The organism is Haemophilus sputorum CCUG 13788, from assembly GCF_000238795.1.
Classification (GTDB): domain Bacteria; phylum Pseudomonadota; class Gammaproteobacteria; order Enterobacterales; family Pasteurellaceae; genus Haemophilus_A; species Haemophilus_A sputorum.
Genome location: NZ_AFNK01000007.1, coordinates 231,668 through 249,326, shown reverse-complemented (window position 1 = coordinate 249,326; position 17,659 = coordinate 231,668). Strand labels below are relative to the sequence as shown.

Below are 17,659 nucleotides of genomic sequence, written 5' to 3'. Positions count from 1 at the left end.
CGAGCTAGTTAACTGCCTCGATTTTTTGTTAAATGAAGTTAGCGTCTTGTTTCAAATTCTGCTAGGGCTTCATCAAATTGTTGCTGCACTTTTGGATGAACAGGTGCAAAGACAGATGATGTTACAGTAATAAATGAGCAAACTAAGAAACCAGGAATAATTTCATATAGTTTAGATAAATCGTCCCAGCCAAGATAGCGCATGAGTGGGCTCCATGCAACAACGGTGATAGCACCAGATAGCATTCCCCATAATGCAGCTTTTGAGCTAATGTTACGGTTAAAGAGGGAAAGAATCACAACTGGTCCAAATGCCGCACCGAAACCTGCCCAAGCATAGGAAACTAATCCCATCACTTTTGAGTTTGGATCTTGGGCAATAATAATCGCAATAACAGAGATAAGTAATACCATTAAGCGACCAACCCAAACTAACTCTGTGCTAGAGGCATTTTTACGGAAGAAACCTTTGTAGAAATCTTCGGTAATAGCCGCAGAACACATCAATAATTGCGCAGATAAGGTACTCATAATTGCAGCAAGAATTGCAGATAATACGATGCCGACAATCCAAGGGTTAAACATGGCTTTGGATAATTCAATGAATACCGCTTCTGCATTCGTAAGGTCTAAATTTCTTTCAGTGAAATAAGCTAGTCCAAAATAACCTACTGCAACTGCACCACCTAAGCAAAGGATCATCCAAGTAATACCTATTTGGCGTGCTTTATTTAAAGAAGCAACAGAGTCTGCAGCCATAAAGCGAGCCAAAATATGTGGTTGACCGAAGTAGCCTAAACCCCATGCCAAGGCAGACACTACACCAATACCAGAAACGTTGTGCAACCAGTTACTATAAGGAATACCTGTTACAGCAGATTTTGCTTCAAGTGCCATTTTGAGATCATCCCAACTGATCGTGAGAATAACCATCACAGGCGCAAGAATTAGAGCAAAAATCATCAATGAAGCTTGAATGGTATCACTCCAAGAAACTGCTAAGTACCCACCAATAAAGGTGTAGCTAATGGTCGCAATCGCACCAAACCAAAGCGCGGTAGTGTAATCCATGCCTAATAGGCTTTGGAATAATTTTGCACCAGCCACTACTCCAGAGGCACAATAGATGGTAAAGAAGAACAAGATAATACCTGAAGAGATAATTTTCAGTGCTTTTTTCTGACGAGGAAAACGTTGTGCAAAGAACTCCGGTAACGTTAAGGCGTTGCTATATTTTTCAGTAAAAATACGCAAGCGGCCAGCAACAACACGATAGTTCAAATAAGCCCCAATAGTTAACCCAACAACAATCCAAGCTTCGGATAAACCAGAGAGAAAAATTGCTCCAGGTAATCCCATTAATAACCAGCCGGACATATCTGATGCACCAGCAGACATGGCAGTAACAAAACTCCCCATTTTGCGACCACCTAGAATATAGTCGTCAAAATTCTGCGTGGAACGGTAGGCATATAATCCAATGCCTAAAATAACGAGCAAATAGAGCCCAAAGGTAATGTAGATTTGCATAAATCACTCCTTTTTAATGTTCTTCAGAAGACATTAACGAGGTGTTTCCGCCAGCAGCTGTGGTGTTGTAACTGCGAGAGAACTCATCGTATAACGGTAAAATATCTTGGGTAGTTTGCCAATCATAGCATTTAAAAATAGCTGAGCTGTTTTCAGCTAACCATTGGCGTCGTTCTTTACTTAATTCTGCTAAGTAGATACCTTTTTGGCAGTGACCTAATTTAGTATCAACACGTATGCCCGCTTTACCAGATTTAGCTAATGGATGACTTGGCTCAACTAAAATCGTAAAGCCTTTTGCCAATAGTTTATTTGCAGCTTTTTCTGATGTAGCTAAATCGCCATTTAGAATTGCTACTTCAGAAGGCAAGTAAGCTAAAGAGTTGCGTTCACCAGTAATACTGTCTAAAACAGGTTGTGCATTACCCAGAGTGTTTTCGTCACCGAATTGGCTGTAGTAGCGGTCTGTTTTTGTTAAACGTTGCAAATAGAATTCACCACCGGCTTTCGGGCCTGTACCAGATAAACCATGACCACCAAATGGTTGTACGCCCACAACAGCACCAACAATATTACGGTTAATGTAGAAGTTGCCGCAGTGGAGGTGTTTTTCAACTAAATCCATTTGTTTACGGATACGGCTATGACAACCGCCAGTGAGGGCATAACCTTTCGCATTAACTTCATTGAGTACGTTAACCAAGTTCTCTTTTTTATAACGCACGATGTGTAAGATAGGGCCAAACACTTCACGTTGTAATTGGTTAAGATTATCTAAAAGATAGACTGCTGGTGCGACAAAATGACCATTGGTTGGTGCCTCTAATTCGACATAAGCACGAGCGACTTTCCGCATATTCGCTTTATGATTTTCTAGATTTTGTTTCGCTTCTTGATCAATTACAGGGCCAATATCCGTTGAGAGTAAACGCGGGTCGCCAAGGCTAAATTCGTTAATCGCTTCTGTAATCATTTTATAGTAATGATCTGCAACATCTTCTTGTAATAACAAGATACGTAGCGCAGAACAGCGCTGACCAGCAGAGTCAAATGCAGAGCTTAAAACGTCTGCAACAACTTGTTCTGGTAATGCAGAGGAGTCAGATACTAATACGTTTTGTCCACCAGTTTCAGCAATTAAAACAGGATCGTTATCCGCTTGTGCAATTCGTTTTTCAATCAATTTTGCAACTTCAGTTGAGCCAGTGAACACAACGCCATCAAAAGCTTGTTGTACTAATGCCGCCCCTAAATCGCCTGCCCCAAGCACCAATTGTAATGCCTCTTTTGGTACGCCTGCTTGGTGTAAAAGTTTTACTGCTGCATATGCAATAAGAGAAGTTTGTTCTGCAGGTTTGGCAATTACCGCATTTCCTGCTGCAAGGCTTGCAGCAACTTGTCCAGTAAAGATAGCTAAAGGGAAGTTCCAAGGCGAAATACAGAGAACTTTTCCGCGTGGTGCACCCAAGTGTTGATCTTTTGCGAGATATTCAAGCTGATTTGCATAATATCTGAGAAAATCGACCGCTTCTCGTAGTTCTGCAATGGCATTTGGTAATGTTTTACCAGCTTCAACAATGGCAAGTTTCATCAATAAGCCGAAGTTTTCTTCATATAAATCGGCGGCTTTTCGCAATACATTTGCTCGTTCAGTTGCGCTTTGTGCTGCCCATGTCTCATTATTTGCCGCGTTAAACACAGCTTGTGCTTCAGTTGGGTTTAAGAAAGCAACTTCTGCTAAGTTCTCTTTCAGATTAGCTGGATTGACCACGGTATGCGCAGCTAAGTTTTCTGCATTAGCCAGCACCGTGAGTGATTGCACATTTTCGATAGGTGCTTCGTTTAATGCTTGTTCTAATTTAGCTAACTCAAATTCGTTGCTTAAATCAAAACCTGCAGAGTTTCTACGATCACTAAATAGCTCAAGTGGATTGCGTACTAATTTATTCGGTTCACCATTAGATTTCTCATAGAGTTTCCAAGGCGGAATCACTAATTGTTCTACCGGAATATTTTCATCGACCAATTGATGAACAAATGATGAGTTTGCCCCGTTTTCTAATAAACGGCGAACTAAGTAAGCTAATAAGGTCTCGTGCGTGCCTACGGGGGCGTAAACACGGACTTGGCGATTAAAATTCTCTTTGCCAACAATGTTGTCGTATAAGCTTTCACCCATGCCATGTAAGCATTGGAATTCAAATTGTTTGCCTTGACCTAATTCGTGGATCGTACACATAGTTTGTACGTTATGAGTCGCAAATTGTGGGTAGATCACATCTTGAGCAGCAAGTAATTTTTTCGCAGAGGCAATATAGGAGATATCGGTGTGATTTTTACGAGTATAAAGTGGGAAGCCATCTAAGCCATCCGCTTGCGCCCATTTTACTTCGCTATCCCAATAAGCTCCTTTTACAAGACGAATCATTAAATAACCGTCTTTTTCGCGAGCAAGATTGATTAAGTAATCCAACACAAATGGGCAACGTTTAGAGTAGGCTTGAACAACATAGCCAATACCTTTGTAACCTTTGAGTTCTGGCTCATCTAGTAATTTTTCTACTAAATCCAGAGATAGCTCTAAGCGACTAGCTTCTTCTGCATCAATGTTTACGCTGATGTTATATTTTTTGGCGAGTAAGAAAAGTTCTTTTACGCGCGGATAAAGCTCGTCGATAACACGATCATATTTCGCACGCCAATATTTTGGATGGATAGCAGAAAGTTTAACGGAAACACTGTTACCATTATAGATAGTGCGACCTGCAGCATCTTTCCCCACACTTTCAATGGCATGGAGATAATCATTAAAATAACGATCTGCATCTGCTTGGGTCATGGCTGCTTCACCAAGCATATCAAAAGAGAAGGTAAAGCCTTTTTCATAACGAGGCTTAATGTTCGTTAGCGCTTCTTGCATGGTAACGCCAGTTACGAATTGTTTCCCTAAGATTTGCATAGATTTTACAATGAGCGTACGCATAATCGGGGCAGAGAAGCGAGCAAAGCTACGGCTTAACGCATTTGCGAGGCTTTTTTCGTCTAAATTTTCACTAATTTTTTTACCGAAAACTAAGCCATAACTAGCTGCGTTGATAAAAAATGAGTTAGCGTTACCAATGTGAGATTTCCAGTTACCATCACGTAATTTTTCATAAATCAAATCATCGCGGGTTTCTGCATCAGGAATACGTAACAGCGCTTCAGCTAAGCACATTAGTGCGACACCTTCTTCACTGCTTAATGAGAATTCTTGCATTAAGGCATCTGCGCCATATTGTTTTTGTTTAAGATGGCGAAGTTTGTTAATAAGTTTGATCGCATTGTCAGTAATGCGTTTTTCTTGTTCTTGGGTAAAATCTAAGGTTTTAAGCAAGTTATCTACTGCCGTTTTCTCATCTAAGCGATAGTTTTCGGTAATGAGTTGGCGTTCAGGACGGTAGGTTTTAGAAAGTTGGAAGGACATAGTAATCACCCCTTGTTGCTTTGTTACAAGATTGTTAATGAACATAAAATCAACAGAGGGAAAAGTAAATGCTTTTTTCTCGAATTTGTGAATCACTTCACAGAATTGTGTGAAAATAATGTAAAATTCACGAAAATACTGAATAAATAGCGATATTTTTTAGTTTTTGAAGAAAATAGAAAGGAAAATTTGAGAAGAATCGACCGATTCTTCTCAGAAAAATGTTAATAAAATATTACTCAATGCCAATAATCTTATGAGTTTGAAGGCTTAATTGCCATTTAGGTTTATTAGCACGAAGATTTAATTGACCTAATTGAGTGATTGTTTCTAATAGATTCATTTTGCCATCTTGCTCACAAGGAGAAAGATAGTAATGCTCAGCTTGAATTTGTGACTCAATTTGCTCGCAGAAATCGAAAATATCACCATCCACCACAATGCGAACTTCATTTGCGAAAGGAATACATTCACGCAAATACTTTTCTTGGTACATTCGTTTTGGACTAGTGGCAATGTAATCAATTTGTGAGGGAACGGATTTCAACCCGTTTGTTTCAATGGCCAGCCAGTAACCTTGTGCTTTGAGTGCATCTAATAAAATGTTTAAATTAGCATACATCGTTGGTTCGCCACCAGTAATAATGACCTGCTTAGCCTGATAACTTTGTACTTGATGAAGAATGGTATCGACAGTCCATTTTTCGTATTCTTCATAGTTGGTATCACACCAAGGGCAGGCTAAATTACATTTGCCTAGCCGGACGAAAATGGCGGGCATGCCTGTATTAAATCCTTCGCCTTGTAAGCTTTCAAAAATTTCTACAATGGGAAAGCGCGTTGTCGTAAAAATAGGTAAACTCATTACAACGACTCATCAGCAGTATATTCGCAATAAGAGGTTGGTGTTTCCCACAAACGAATAAGGCTTACAGGCAAGCCAACTTGCGTTAATTTTTCAAACATATACTTGGTCATTTCTTCAGCGGTTGAACGGCTTGGAATACCATAGACTTTTGAGTCTAATTCGATTAACAAGCGGGCGATTTTGCTCTCTTTTTCGCTATTTAGATCGTAAATGTAGGCATGATCCATTGGGTCTAAAATTTCACGTTTAACAATGGTTTTTAAATCAGAGTAATCCATAACCATGCCACGTTTAGCGCCCTCAGCCACTAATTTTCCGCTGACTTCAACTTGTAGTTTATAAGTATGTCCGTGTAGGTTTTTACATTTGCCATCATGCCCATCAAGCATGTGCGCCATATCGAAACTGAATTCTTTTGCAATTTTAAACATTTGCCATTCCTTTTTCCGCTAAGTATTCATTGAGGCCTTTTTCGCGCAATAAGCAGCTTGGGCAAGTGTGACAACCGCCTTCAACGCCTAAATAACAAGTATGAGTATGGGTACGAATGTAGTCAAATGCGCCTAATTTATCTGCTAATGCCCAGGTTTCTTTTTTGGTTAAATACATCAAGGGCGTGCGGATATTGAAGTTATAATCCATTGCTAAATTAAGGGTAACATTCATTGATTTTACAAATATATCACGACAGTCCGGGTAGCCGCTGAAATCGGTTTCACATACGCCAGTAAAAATCGTTTGAATGCCTTGACCTTTCGCATAAATAGCTGCGTAAAGTAAAAACAGAGCATTGCGACCATCAACAAACGTATTTGGTGTATCGCCTTGTTGTTTAATTTCTGCACCATCTTGCATCAGTGCGTTAGTCGTAATTGCTTTGATAACAGAAGTGTCGATAAGTGTTTGTTTAACGCCGAGATCTTGCGCAATCCAAGCTGCTTTTTCTAGCTCAATGGCGTGGCGTTGTCCGTATTGAAAGGTCACTACTTCGACATTTTCTTTGCCGAATTCTTCGATAGCCTGAAATAGACAAGTTGTAGAGTCTTGGCCGCCTGAAAAAATCACGACGGCTTTTTTATTTTGTTGCATAAACATCCTTAGTTTTGTTTTCTAGTCAAATATTGACTAGCCGTGGGAAGGTCTCGAACCACGGAAAATGAAGAGAAAATAAGCGGTCAAATTTTTCGAAAAATTTGCAAATTTCTCTAAAAATCTGACCGCTTGCGAGGTGATATTATAGCCTAATTTGGGCCGGTTGTCTTGGCGTTTGTTTGAATAATCGTTGCCTGAATTAGTGGGCTTGTTGCTTGATGAATGACATCATCACTGAGTTTGCCTGCGTGTTCGCCCCAAATAGAAAATGCTGCGCCAATTAAGTTTTCTGCTTGTTGAATTGGCTGGGTTTCATAGTTTCCGTCCCAACGTAGCAGCTGCCAATTTTGCTTGAGATCGTTGAGAGCAAATTTAGCATCGGTTGCAATGTTGCCATTATCTTTCGGAATAAAATAAAGGTAATAAGAGTTGTAATTTAGTGCTTTAAAACCTTTATCCAATAGTGTGGGGAGGCTAATGCGAGTTGCTCGGCGTTCCACAATATCGTTTTTTTCTTGCGCATCGCCATCAAAACTCCAGTAAGTAATTTCAATGTTTTTGTCTAATTCATCAATGTTTTGTTGCAATAATCCATCATTCCACATACGGGTAATTAAGCCCTTTTGGTTAATGTGCTGATTGAGTGCATTCACATAACGAATAAAGTTAGAAGCATAGTTAAACTCATCTCCACCAATATGAAAATGTTGTGCGCTGTATCCAAAAATATAACAAACCTCATCGACTAAGGTTTTCATCATCGTAAGGCTTTCTGGTGAATCTAAGTTTAGTTCATCTTGATTAAGCGCAATTTGGTTAACGTAATCCTCGCCTTTTTCTAAACGTAATAAGGTTAAAATGCCTTTGATATGTGCAGGACTATCTACTTCAGGAATGAGTTCTATCTGTTTTTCTTGGGCATAACGAATGATTTGATCAATTTGTTCATAAGTCAAAAACGGTTTATTCGTTTTCGGATTGATATAGATACCATTTTGTACAATCGCATTTTCTGCGCGTTGGTTTAAGAAGGTGCTTTCTAACGCATAATTTTCATGATCGGCAAAATGCAGATGTAAAAAGGTACCGTTAGCTTGGGCGATATCATCAATAAATTGTTTAATGGTTTCTACGGAATAAAAACGGCGGGAAATATCTAACATTAGTCCGCTTTGCTTGGTTGAGTTTTGTGCTAGTGAAATAGGGGTAAGTAACATTGAAATGCTCATAATGAGAAAGAGAAAAATTTTTTTCATGTTAAATATCAAATTTTAAATTTCAGTCAGTGAGAAGACAGACACGCAGATTAACAAGAAAGTTTTCTAAAAGTAAAAGATTTTCGTAAATGAAAGTGATTTTCCATTTTGCTATTCACGCAAACGTTTGCTTAATGCTATAATTAGGAAAGTTATTTTTAGCAATCATAAATTTGAGGTTAATCGTGAGCAACACACAACTTAGCTATAAAGACGCAGGCGTTGATATTCACGCTGGTAATGAATTAGTTGAACGTATTAAAGCGGATGTAAAACGTACGCGTCGTCCAGAAGTTATGGGCGGTTTAGGTGGTTTTGGTGCGTTATGTGCTTTACCTACAAAATATAAAGAGCCGATTTTAGTGTCTGGCACAGATGGTGTGGGTACTAAATTACGCTTAGCGATTGATTTAAATAAACACGATACCATCGGTCAAGATTTGGTGGCGATGTGTGTGAATGATTTGGTCGTACAGGGTGCAGAGCCATTATTTTTCTTAGATTATTATGCAACCGGAAAATTAGATGTGGATGTAGCCGCAGATGTGGTAAAAGGTATTGCAGATGGTTGTGCCATTTCAGGTTGCGCATTAGTCGGTGGTGAAACTGCTGAAATGCCGGGAATGTATCATGTAGGCGATTATGACCTCGCTGGATTCTGCGTGGGTGTGGTAGAAAAATCCGAAATTATTGATGGTTCCGCCGTAAAAGTAGGGGATGTATTAGTTGCGTTGGCTTCAAGTGGCCCGCATTCAAATGGCTATTCTTTGATTCGTAAAGTCTTAGAAGTGAGTGGCGCAAACCCAGCAGTAGATCAACTTGAAGGTAAGCCTTTAAGTGAACATTTATTGGCGCCAACTAAAATTTATGTGAAATCTGTGTTGGAGTTAGTAGAAAATACTGACGTTCATGCCATTGCGCATTTAACAGGTGGTGGTTTCTGGGAAAATATTCCTCGTGTACTTCCAGAAAATACTAAAGCAGTCATTGATGAGAAATCTTGGGCGTGGCCAGCCATTTTTAGCTGGTTGCAAGAAAAAGGCAACATTAGCCGTTATGAAATGTATCGTACCTTTAACTGTGGTGTAGGAATGGTGATTGCTGTTCCTGCAGCCGAAGCTAAAAAAGCTGTATCATTATTAACCCAAGCTGGCGAAAGCGCATGGGTAATTGGTAAAATCGAAGCATTAGGCAATGGTACAGAGCAAGTTGAAATTCTCTAAACCTTGGTAAAAATTTGTCTAAATATGACCGCTTGTGGTAGCCTACAAGCGGTCTTTTTTTATTTAGCATTTACCAAATGAAATTATTTATTTTAGGTTATTTATTGTTACTCAATTTGCTCAGTTGGTATGCGATGTATGATGATAAGCGCAAATCCATTAACGGCGAATGGCGCACATCGGAATCGTCTTTATTATTTTTCTGTTTTGTTGGTGGATTTATCGGCATCTATTTAGGAATGAAGTATTGCCGACATAAAACAAAACATTGGCAATTTCATGTGGCGGTGGTTGTGAGCGCTTTATTGTGGCTTATTGTATTGCCTTTAGGTGGGTATTGGTTATTCAAATAAAAACCCCTTCAAAGAAGGGGCAGAAAAGATTATTTGGTTTTCGTTAACTTGTAATTGTGGTTGCTATTTTTAACCACTTGACCATCGATACCACAAATTTCGGCATCATTTTCATTGATTTGGAATGTGAGATTGCCAGATTTTTCATCTAAACGGATAATGTTTGGTTTATTGGCATCACGAACGAATTTGCCTTTATCTTGGAAAGGATATTGTTTCCCTTTTTTGAAATAAACCGTGTTGTACTGATAAGTGCTATCTGCATTTAAGATTAACTCAGCTTGAATTTTTTCACAATCAGCACAAGGTAAGTCACCTTGATAAGTACCAGCTACATTTTTTTGTGGTAATAATGAACATGCGCCTAAAAGGGCGGAAAAACCAATTACAGTTAATTTTTTCATCATCTTTTCCTCTATATCGTATGACTAAAATTCGGGTTCAAGTTAATCTGAATCGTTTGAACTTGCGGGAAATCACGCTGGATTGCACAAAGTAAAGTGGTATATTCTAACAACATTCCTTGGCGCACCGTTGCACTTCTTACCTCCATAACGAGTTGATTATCAACTAAATTTGCCACTCGGTAAAGCCCACGGTATTTTTCTGGCAATAAAGTTTTAATTTTTTGATTCAGATCATTTAATGTGTTTGCCCGTTGGACAATTCGGCTTAAACTTGAGTTCTGTAAAATCTCAGTGATATTTTTTATTGATGTATTTTTAAGCATTTTATCCTTCATTACTTGATTTTACGCTGTTTGACCTTAATATTTTGGCTATTAGCCTGAATTTAACGTATAATTGGCGCAATTTTTTCATAAAAACAGACAAGATGAGTTTATTTCAACAATTTCAAAAGGCACCTTTTTTATCGCAATTCCTATTAGGAATTTTAGCGATTTTCAGCCTACCTAGCATTCAGGTGAGTCATGTTGAAAATGAACGTACGGCAATTAGCCAACATCTCAATTATGATGAAGTTAAAGAGATTATTCAAGAAACCAAGTCGGCATTCTTAGCAGAGCGTACAACCTTAGAAATAGCCGAGCCGCAACAAGCGGTTGTTTTTGCAGAAATTTTTGCATTTTCCTACCAATTTGATGGTAATGATGCCCATCCTATCCGCGCAGGTCCTCAATTTTCTTAATTAAATTGACTTTATTCGCTTCATTTTTGAGGCGTGATTGAATTATTCATCAACAATTTTATTTAAGGAAATTTTATGCTTTCAAAATTATTTACCTCGATTTTTGGTTCAAGTAACGATCGTACTTTAAAACGTTTACGTAAAGTGGTCGCCAAAATCAATAAATTAGAACCGAGTTTCGAACAACTTTCAGATGCTGAATTACAAGGCAAAACAGAAGAATTTAGACAACGCTTAGCGAATGGCGAAGCATTAAGTGCAGTATTACCAGAAGCTTTTGCTACGGTGCGTGAGGCAAGTCGCCGTATATTAGGTATGCGTCCTTTTGATGTTCAGCTAATTGGCGGTATGGTATTAACCGACCGTAATATCGCTGAAATGCGTACTGGTGAAGGTAAAACCTTAACTGCAACATTGCCGTGTTACTTAAATGCGTTAACAGGCAAAGGCGTTCACGTTGTTACCGTCAATGATTACCTTGCGCGCCGTGATGCGGAAACCAACCGTCCTTTATTTGAATTCTTAGGTTTAAGTGTTGGAGTGAACGTACCTGGAATGTCTCCTGCTGAAAAACGTTTAGCATATGCAGCAGATATTACCTATTCAACCAATAGCGAGTTAGGTTTTGACTACTTACGCGATAACTTAGCACATGATAAAAACGAGCGTTTCCAACGTGAGTTACATTACGCATTAGTCGATGAGGTGGACTCAATCTTAATCGACGAGGCGCGTACGCCATTAATTATTTCAGGCCCTGCGGAAGATTCTTCAGAAATTTATCAAGCGGTAGATAAAATTATTCCGCAATTAACCTTCCAAGAAAAAGAAGATTCAGAAGAATATACTGGTGAAGGCGATTACACTTTAGATCTTAAAAACAAACAAGCGCACTTAACTGAGCGTGGCATGATTAAGGTTGAAGAGTTACTTATTCAAATGGGCTTAATGCAAGAAGGCGAAAGCTTATATCAAGCTAGCCGTATTGCATTATTACACCATGTTTATGCGGCATTACGTGCGCATAAACTGTTTGAAGTCAACGTAGATTACATCGTACAAAATGGCGAAATTGTAATCATTGATGAGCATACTGGTCGTACGATGGCTGGCCGCCGTTGGTCGGAAGGTTTACACCAAGCGATTGAAGCAAAAGAAGGTGTGAATATTCAAGGGGAAAACCAAACTGTTGCCTCTATTACTTACCAAAACTATTTCCGTTTATATGAAAAATTAGCGGGTATGACAGGTACTGCGGATACTGAAGCGTTTGAATTCCAACAAATTTATGGTTTAAACACTGTTGTAATCCCAACCAATAAACCTGTTTTACGTAAAGACCATACCGACTTAATGTTTAAGAGCGAAGGCGAAAAATTTGCTGCTGTGATTAAAGATATTCAGGATTGTATCGCGCGTAATCAACCCGTTTTAGTCGGCACTGCGTCGGTTGAAAAATCTGAATTATTATCGGAAGCTTTAACAAAAGCTGGCATTGCTCACAATGTATTAAATGCAAAATTCCATGCCCAAGAGGCGGAAATTATTGCTGATGCTGGTTTACCGGGTGCAGTGACTATTGCAACTAATATGGCTGGTCGTGGTACCGATATTGTTTTAGGCGGTAACTGGAAAGCTGAAGTAGCAAAATTAGAAAATCCGACCGAAGAGCAAATTGAAGCGATTAAAGCCGCTTGGAAAGCGCGTTACGATATCGTGATGGCGGCTGGCGGTTTACATATTATTGGTACGGAACGCCATGAATCTCGCCGAATTGACAACCAGTTACGTGGTCGTTCAGGCCGTCAAGGTGACCCAGGTTCTTCTCGTTTCTATCTTTCATTAGATGATGCGCTAATGCGTATTTACCTCAATGAAGGCAAACTGAATATGATGCGCAAAGCCTTTACTGAAGAAGGCGAGGCGATGGAGTCAAAATTACTGACTAAAGTGATTGCTTCAGCACAAGCGAAAGTAGAAGCACATAACTTTGATGGTCGTAAAAATCTCTTACAATATGATGATGTTGCGAATGAACAACGTAAAGTCATTTACGAACAACGTAATCATTTATTAGAAGCTGATGATATTTCTTCAATGATCGAAACTATTCGAGAAGATGTGTTTAATTCGGTTATCGATCAATATATCCCACCACAATCGATTGAAGAAATGTGGGATGTTGAAGGGCTAGAGGTACGCTTAGATCGTGAATTTGGCATGAAGCTTCCTATTAAAGAATGGTTAGAAACCGAAAAAGATTTACACGAAGAAACTTTACGCGAACGTATCTTAAACATTGCAAAAGAGGCTTATAAAGCAAAAGAAGAAATTGTAGGGGCAGAAACCTTACGCAATTTTGAAAAAGGCATCGTGTTACAAACATTAGATGAGCTTTGGAAAGAGCATTTATCTGCAATGGATTATTTACGCAAAGGGATTCACTTACGCAGTTATGGACAAAAAGATCCGAAAAACGAGTATAAGAAAGAATCTTTCGCCATGTTTACCCATATGCTTGATGTATTAAAAACTAACGTGATTAGTGTATTAAGCCGTATTCAAGTGCGTAGCCAAGAAGAAGTAGAAGCAGAACGTCGTCAATATGCTGAGGCTTTAGCGCAAGCAGAAGCAGCGGCTGAAGCAAATGCAAATGTTCAATCTGATGTTGCAGCGGAACAAACTGATGGCGAACCATTAAGTGATGAAGAATTAGCTGATTTAAATATTAGTCGAAATGACCCTTGTCCTTGTGGTTCAGGCAAAAAATACAAACATTGTCATGGCAGCAAGGCTCGCTATGCATAATTAACTTCAAGCGGTCAAATTTTTGCAAAATTTTGCGAAATTTGACCGCTTGTTACTATTTAAGGAAGATTTATGAATAAGCCCGTAGTACAAGTCTCTGCTGGGATTATCCGCAATGAATTTGGACAAGTTTATCTTACTCATCGTTTAGAGGGGCAAGATTTTGCGCAGGCATTAGAATTCCCCGGTGGCAAGGTTGATCCAGGTGAAACACCTGAAGAGGCACTAGCAAGAGAGTTAGAAGAAGAAATTGGGATTCAAGTACTCAGCGCTTTTCCTTATGAACATTTTCATTTTGAATATCCCACCAAAATTATTGAGTTTTTCTTCTATCTCGTTGAAGAGTGGGTAAATGAGCCTTATGGGCGAGAAGGGCAAGAGGGGGATTGGTATGCACAATCAGAGCTAGATGAAGGCCAGTTTCCGCCTGCTAATGCTCAATTGATTAGGCGATTAAAGTCTGAAATTTAAGCAACAAGCGGTGAGATTTGTAAAAAGTTTTACAAATCTCACCGCTTTTTCTTGAAATCAAAAAATAAGGCTCTATATTATGGAGCGTTATGCATGTTGCATGAATCATTATTCATTTTTACAAGAAGGAAAATACACAATGAGTCTTCGTCCATTACACGATAAAGTGATTTTAAAACGTGAAGAAGTAGAAACTAAATCTGCTGGTGGTATCGTATTAACGGGTTCAGCGGCAACCAAATCAACCCGTGGCCAAGTCGTTGCTGTGGGTACAGGGCGTATTTTAGAAAATGGCAATGTGCAACCATTAGCAGTAAAAGTCGGTGATGTTGTCATTTTTAATGAAGGCTATAGCGTAAAATCAGAAAAAATTGATGGCGAAGAGTTATTGATTCTTTCTGAAAACGATATCTTAGCTATCGTAGAATAATTTTATTAGTCGTAGAGTGAGCTTTATTGCTTGCTCTGATATTTAAAATAATAAATATATCATTTACTGGTGGGCTAAAGCCCCGCTTATGAAAAGGAACAGAACATGGCAAAAGATGTAAAATTTGGCAATGATGCACGCGTAAAAATGTTAAAAGGCGTGAATGTATTAGCAGATGCAGTAAAAGTAACTTTAGGTCCAAAAGGTCGTAATGTTGTATTAGATAAAGCATACGGCGCACCAACAATTACTAAAGACGGTGTTTCTGTAGCGCGTGAAATCGAATTAGAAGATAAATTTGAAAATATGGGCGCACAAATGGTGAAAGAGGTTGCCTCTAAAGCCAACGATGTTGCCGGTGACGGTACAACGACAGCAACGGTATTAGCACAAGCTATCGTTAATGAAGGTTTACGTGCAGTTGCTGCAGGTATGAACCCAATGGATTTAAAACGCGGTATTGATAAAGCGGTAGCAGCAGTGGTTGAAGAGTTAAAAGCGATTTCTAAACCATGTGAAACTTCAAAAGAGATCGAGCAAGTTGGGACTATTTCTGCAAACTCAGATTCAACGGTTGGTCAGTTAATTGCGCAAGCGATGGAAAAAGTAGGCAAAGAAGGCGTGATTACCGTTGAAGATGGTACTGGCTTAGAAGATGCTTTAGATGTAGTTGAGGGAATGCAGTTTGACCGTGGTTATTTATCACCATATTTCATCAACAAACCAGAAGCAGGCACTGTTGAATTAGAAAACCCATATATTTTATTAGTAGATAAAAAAATCTCTAACATTCGTGAATTATTACCTGTGTTAGAAGGCGTTGCAAAAGCAGGTAAACCATTATTGATTATTGCTGAAGATATTGAAGGCGAAGCATTAGCAACCTTAGTGGTTAACACTATGCGTGGTATCGTAAAAGTGGCTGCTGTAAAAGCCCCTGGATTTGGTGACCGCCGTAAAGCGATGTTACAAGATATTGCAATTTTAACTGCAGGTACCGTGATTTCAGAAGAAATCGGTATGGAGCTTGAAAAAGCAACGTTAGAAGAGCTTGGCCAAGCAAAACGCGTTGTTATCAGCAAAGATAACACAACCATTATTGATGGTATTGGTGATGAAGCACAAATCAAAGCGCGTGTAGCACAAATTCGTCAACAAATTGAAGATTCAACCTCAGATTACGACAAAGAGAAACTTCAAGAGCGCGTAGCAAAATTAGCGGGCGGTGTTGCTGTTATTAAAGTTGGTGCTGCAACTGAAGTTGAAATGAAAGAGAAAAAAGACCGTGTTGATGATGCACTTCACGCAACTCGTGCCGCAGTAGAAGAAGGCGTTGTACCAGGTGGTGGTGTGGCTTTAGTCCGTGCGGCTTCAAAAGTTGCAGAAAGCTTAACAGGCGATAATGAAGAACAAAATGTTGGTATCAAATTGGCTCTTCGCGCAATGGAAGCACCATTACGTCAAATCGTTAGCAATGCAGGTGAAGAAGCCTCTGTAGTTGCGCGTAACGTGAAAGAAGGTAACGGTAACTACGGTTATAATGCTGGCACTGAACAGTATGGCGATATGTTAGAAATGGGTATTTTAGATCCAACTAAAGTGACTCGCTCTGCATTACAATTTGCTGCATCTATCGCTGGTTTAATGATTACCACAGAATGTATGGTAACTGAATTGCCAAAAGAAGAAAAAGCAGACTTAGCTGCCGGTATGGGCGGAATGGGTGGTATGGGCGGAATGATGTAATTTCCCCATTCCTTTAAAAGAAACCCCGATATTTGAAAATATCGGGGTTTTCTATTTTCCATAAAATTTGTAAAAAATTATAGATTGATGACCGCTTGTTGAGCTAATTCTCTTGCTAATGTATCAATATGCAATACATCTTCGATTTGGCGAATTTGAATCGGCGCAATGTTTTCTACCACTTGGCGGTTAACTTGTGCAATATCAGTAAAGCGGATTTGCTCATTTAAGAAAGCTTCAACTGCGATTTCATTTGCTGCATTCATTGCGGTGGTTGCATATTGTCCGGCAGCAAAAGCATCGATCGCTAATTTTAAATTAGGGTAGCGGGCGAAATCAGGTTCGATAAAAGTGAGTTCTTTGAGTTTAAAGAAATCTAATGGCGCCACACCTGCGTTGATACGATTTGGATAAGCCATGCTGTGCGCGATTGGTGTACACATATCTGGATTACCCATTTGTGCGATTACGGAACCATCAATATATCGCACCATTGAATGAATGATCGATTGTGGGTGAATAATAATTTCCATCTCATCAGCTGATGCATTAAATAACCAACGTGCTTCAATATATTCCAAACCTTTATTCATCATGGTCGCACTATCTACGGAGATTTTTTTACCCATTGACCAGTTAGGGTGCGCAATAGCTTGAGCAGGTGTAATTGCCGAAAATTCATCTAAAGGTTTGGTTCGGAATGGCCCACCAGAACCAGTTAGGATAATTTTGCTGACACCGAGTTCTGCAAGCGGGCAAAAACCAACTTTATTTTGCGCTTCCACAGGGAGTGATTGGAATATGGCGTTATGTTCACTATCGACAGGCAAAATTTGTGCGCCAGATTTTTTCGCTTCATCAATAAAAAGCTGACCGCATGTTACTAACGATTCTTTATTGGCCAGTAATACTTTTTTTCCTGCTTTTACCGCTGAGAGGGTCGGCAGTAAACCTGCAGCGCCAACAATAGCGGCCATTACCATATCCACTTCAGGATGTGCACTTAAATCGCAAATAGCTTGTTTGCCGGCAACAATTTCTGTTTTGATGTTAAAAGAGGCTAATTGTACTTTTAGCGCAGCGGCAGCGGACTCATCATCTAATGCGGCAAATTTAGGTTGAAAAAGCAAACATTGCGCAGCCATTTCTTCCACATTTTTTCCGCCAACTAACGCAAAAATTTCATAATCGGCTTTGTTTTGTTCAATCACAGCAAGTGTGCTTTTTCCAATGGAACCGGTTGAGCCTAAGATGACAATTTTTTTCAT

16 protein-coding genes are annotated in these 17,659 nt (G+C 39.3%); 7 read left to right on the top strand and 9 right to left on the bottom strand.

Features of this window, described 5'->3' with window-relative positions; genetic code table 11:
* Window positions 1-38: 38 nt before the first annotated feature.
* From putP to HSP_RS0103130, 6 genes are all read right to left on the bottom strand, one after another.
* Window positions 39-1,529, bottom strand: a complete 1,491-nt coding sequence (gene putP / locus HSP_RS0103155) for a sodium/proline symporter PutP (protein ID WP_007524876.1) — start codon at window positions 1,527-1,529, stop codon at window positions 39-41.
* 13 nt (window positions 1,530-1,542) lie between these two features.
* Window positions 1,543-4,995: a bifunctional proline dehydrogenase/L-glutamate gamma-semialdehyde dehydrogenase PutA gene (gene putA, locus HSP_RS0103150; RefSeq protein ID WP_007524964.1), complete on the bottom strand. Its 3,453-nt coding sequence runs from the start codon at window positions 4,993-4,995 to the stop codon at window positions 1,543-1,545.
* Between the two features lie 235 nt (window positions 4,996-5,230).
* Window positions 5,231-5,860 (bottom strand): 7-carboxy-7-deazaguanine synthase QueE, encoded by a 630-nt coding sequence (locus HSP_RS0103145; protein ID WP_007524606.1) that lies wholly within the window; start codon window positions 5,858-5,860, stop codon window positions 5,231-5,233.
* Window positions 5,860-6,294, bottom strand: a complete 435-nt coding sequence (gene queD, locus HSP_RS0103140; protein WP_007524388.1) for a 6-carboxytetrahydropterin synthase QueD — start codon at window positions 6,292-6,294, stop codon at window positions 5,860-5,862. Before queD ends, HSP_RS0103145 begins: the two co-directional genes overlap by 1 nt.
* Complete coding sequence (queC, locus tag HSP_RS0103135) at window positions 6,287-6,952, bottom strand: 7-cyano-7-deazaguanine synthase QueC (protein WP_007525152.1); 666 nt, start codon at window positions 6,950-6,952, stop codon at window positions 6,287-6,289. The genes queD and queC overlap by 8 nt, the downstream gene beginning before the upstream one ends.
* A gap of 152 nt (window positions 6,953-7,104) precedes the next feature.
* Window positions 7,105-8,172 carry a family 20 glycosylhydrolase gene (locus tag HSP_RS0103130; protein WP_007524753.1) on the bottom strand — a complete coding sequence of 356 codons (1,068 nt, stop codon included), beginning with the start codon at window positions 8,170-8,172 and terminating at the stop codon, window positions 7,105-7,107.
* Between the two features lie 224 nt (window positions 8,173-8,396).
* Between HSP_RS0103130 and purM the strand changes: the two genes are divergently transcribed.
* Window positions 8,397-9,434, top strand: coding sequence for a phosphoribosylformylglycinamidine cyclo-ligase (gene purM / locus HSP_RS0103125; protein WP_007525247.1), 1,038 nt, complete (start codon window positions 8,397-8,399; stop codon window positions 9,432-9,434).
* A 77-nt stretch (window positions 9,435-9,511) separates the two neighbouring features.
* Window positions 9,512-9,787 carry a DUF1294 domain-containing protein gene (locus HSP_RS0103120; protein WP_007525027.1) on the top strand — a complete coding sequence of 92 codons (276 nt, stop codon included), beginning with the start codon at window positions 9,512-9,514 and terminating at the stop codon, window positions 9,785-9,787.
* A gap of 29 nt (window positions 9,788-9,816) precedes the next feature.
* Here HSP_RS0103120 and HSP_RS0103115 read toward each other — a convergent pair whose 3' ends face one another.
* Both HSP_RS0103115 and HSP_RS0103110 read right to left on the bottom strand, forming a co-directional pair.
* Window positions 9,817-10,191, bottom strand: a complete 375-nt coding sequence (locus tag HSP_RS0103115) for a copper resistance protein NlpE (protein ID WP_010128383.1) — start codon at window positions 10,189-10,191, stop codon at window positions 9,817-9,819.
* An 11-nt stretch (window positions 10,192-10,202) separates the two neighbouring features.
* Entirely contained in the window at window positions 10,203-10,517 is a 315-nt protein-coding gene (locus HSP_RS0103110; RefSeq protein ID WP_007525510.1) for a DciA family protein, read from the bottom strand.
* Window positions 10,518-10,621: 104 nt separating this feature from the next.
* Between HSP_RS0103110 and secM the strand changes: the two genes are divergently transcribed.
* From secM to groL, 5 genes are all read left to right on the top strand, one after another.
* A complete protein-coding gene (gene secM, locus HSP_RS0103105; protein ID WP_007524398.1) occupies window positions 10,622-10,936 on the top strand; it encodes a secA translation cis-regulator SecM in 315 nt (104 codons plus the stop codon).
* Window positions 10,937-11,011: 75 nt separating this feature from the next.
* On the top strand, window positions 11,012-13,744 hold the full coding sequence (gene secA / locus HSP_RS0103100; protein WP_007525503.1) for a preprotein translocase subunit SecA: 2,733 nt from the start codon (window positions 11,012-11,014) through the stop codon (window positions 13,742-13,744).
* Between the two features lie 72 nt (window positions 13,745-13,816).
* Complete coding sequence (gene mutT, locus HSP_RS0103095; RefSeq protein ID WP_007525079.1) at window positions 13,817-14,215, top strand: 8-oxo-dGTP diphosphatase MutT; 399 nt, start codon at window positions 13,817-13,819, stop codon at window positions 14,213-14,215.
* A gap of 139 nt (window positions 14,216-14,354) precedes the next feature.
* A complete protein-coding gene (locus HSP_RS0103090; RefSeq protein WP_007524905.1) occupies window positions 14,355-14,645 on the top strand; it encodes a co-chaperone GroES in 291 nt (96 codons plus the stop codon).
* A gap of 105 nt (window positions 14,646-14,750) precedes the next feature.
* Window positions 14,751-16,391: a chaperonin GroEL gene (groL, locus tag HSP_RS0103085; protein WP_010128380.1), complete on the top strand. Its 1,641-nt coding sequence runs from the start codon at window positions 14,751-14,753 to the stop codon at window positions 16,389-16,391.
* A gap of 77 nt (window positions 16,392-16,468) precedes the next feature.
* Here the strand turns inward: groL and ispC are convergent, their stop codons facing one another.
* The gene (gene ispC, locus HSP_RS0103080; protein WP_007524700.1) at window positions 16,469-17,659 is read right to left on the bottom strand and encodes a 1-deoxy-D-xylulose-5-phosphate reductoisomerase; all 1,191 of its coding nucleotides are present in this window, start codon (window positions 17,657-17,659) and stop codon (window positions 16,469-16,471) included.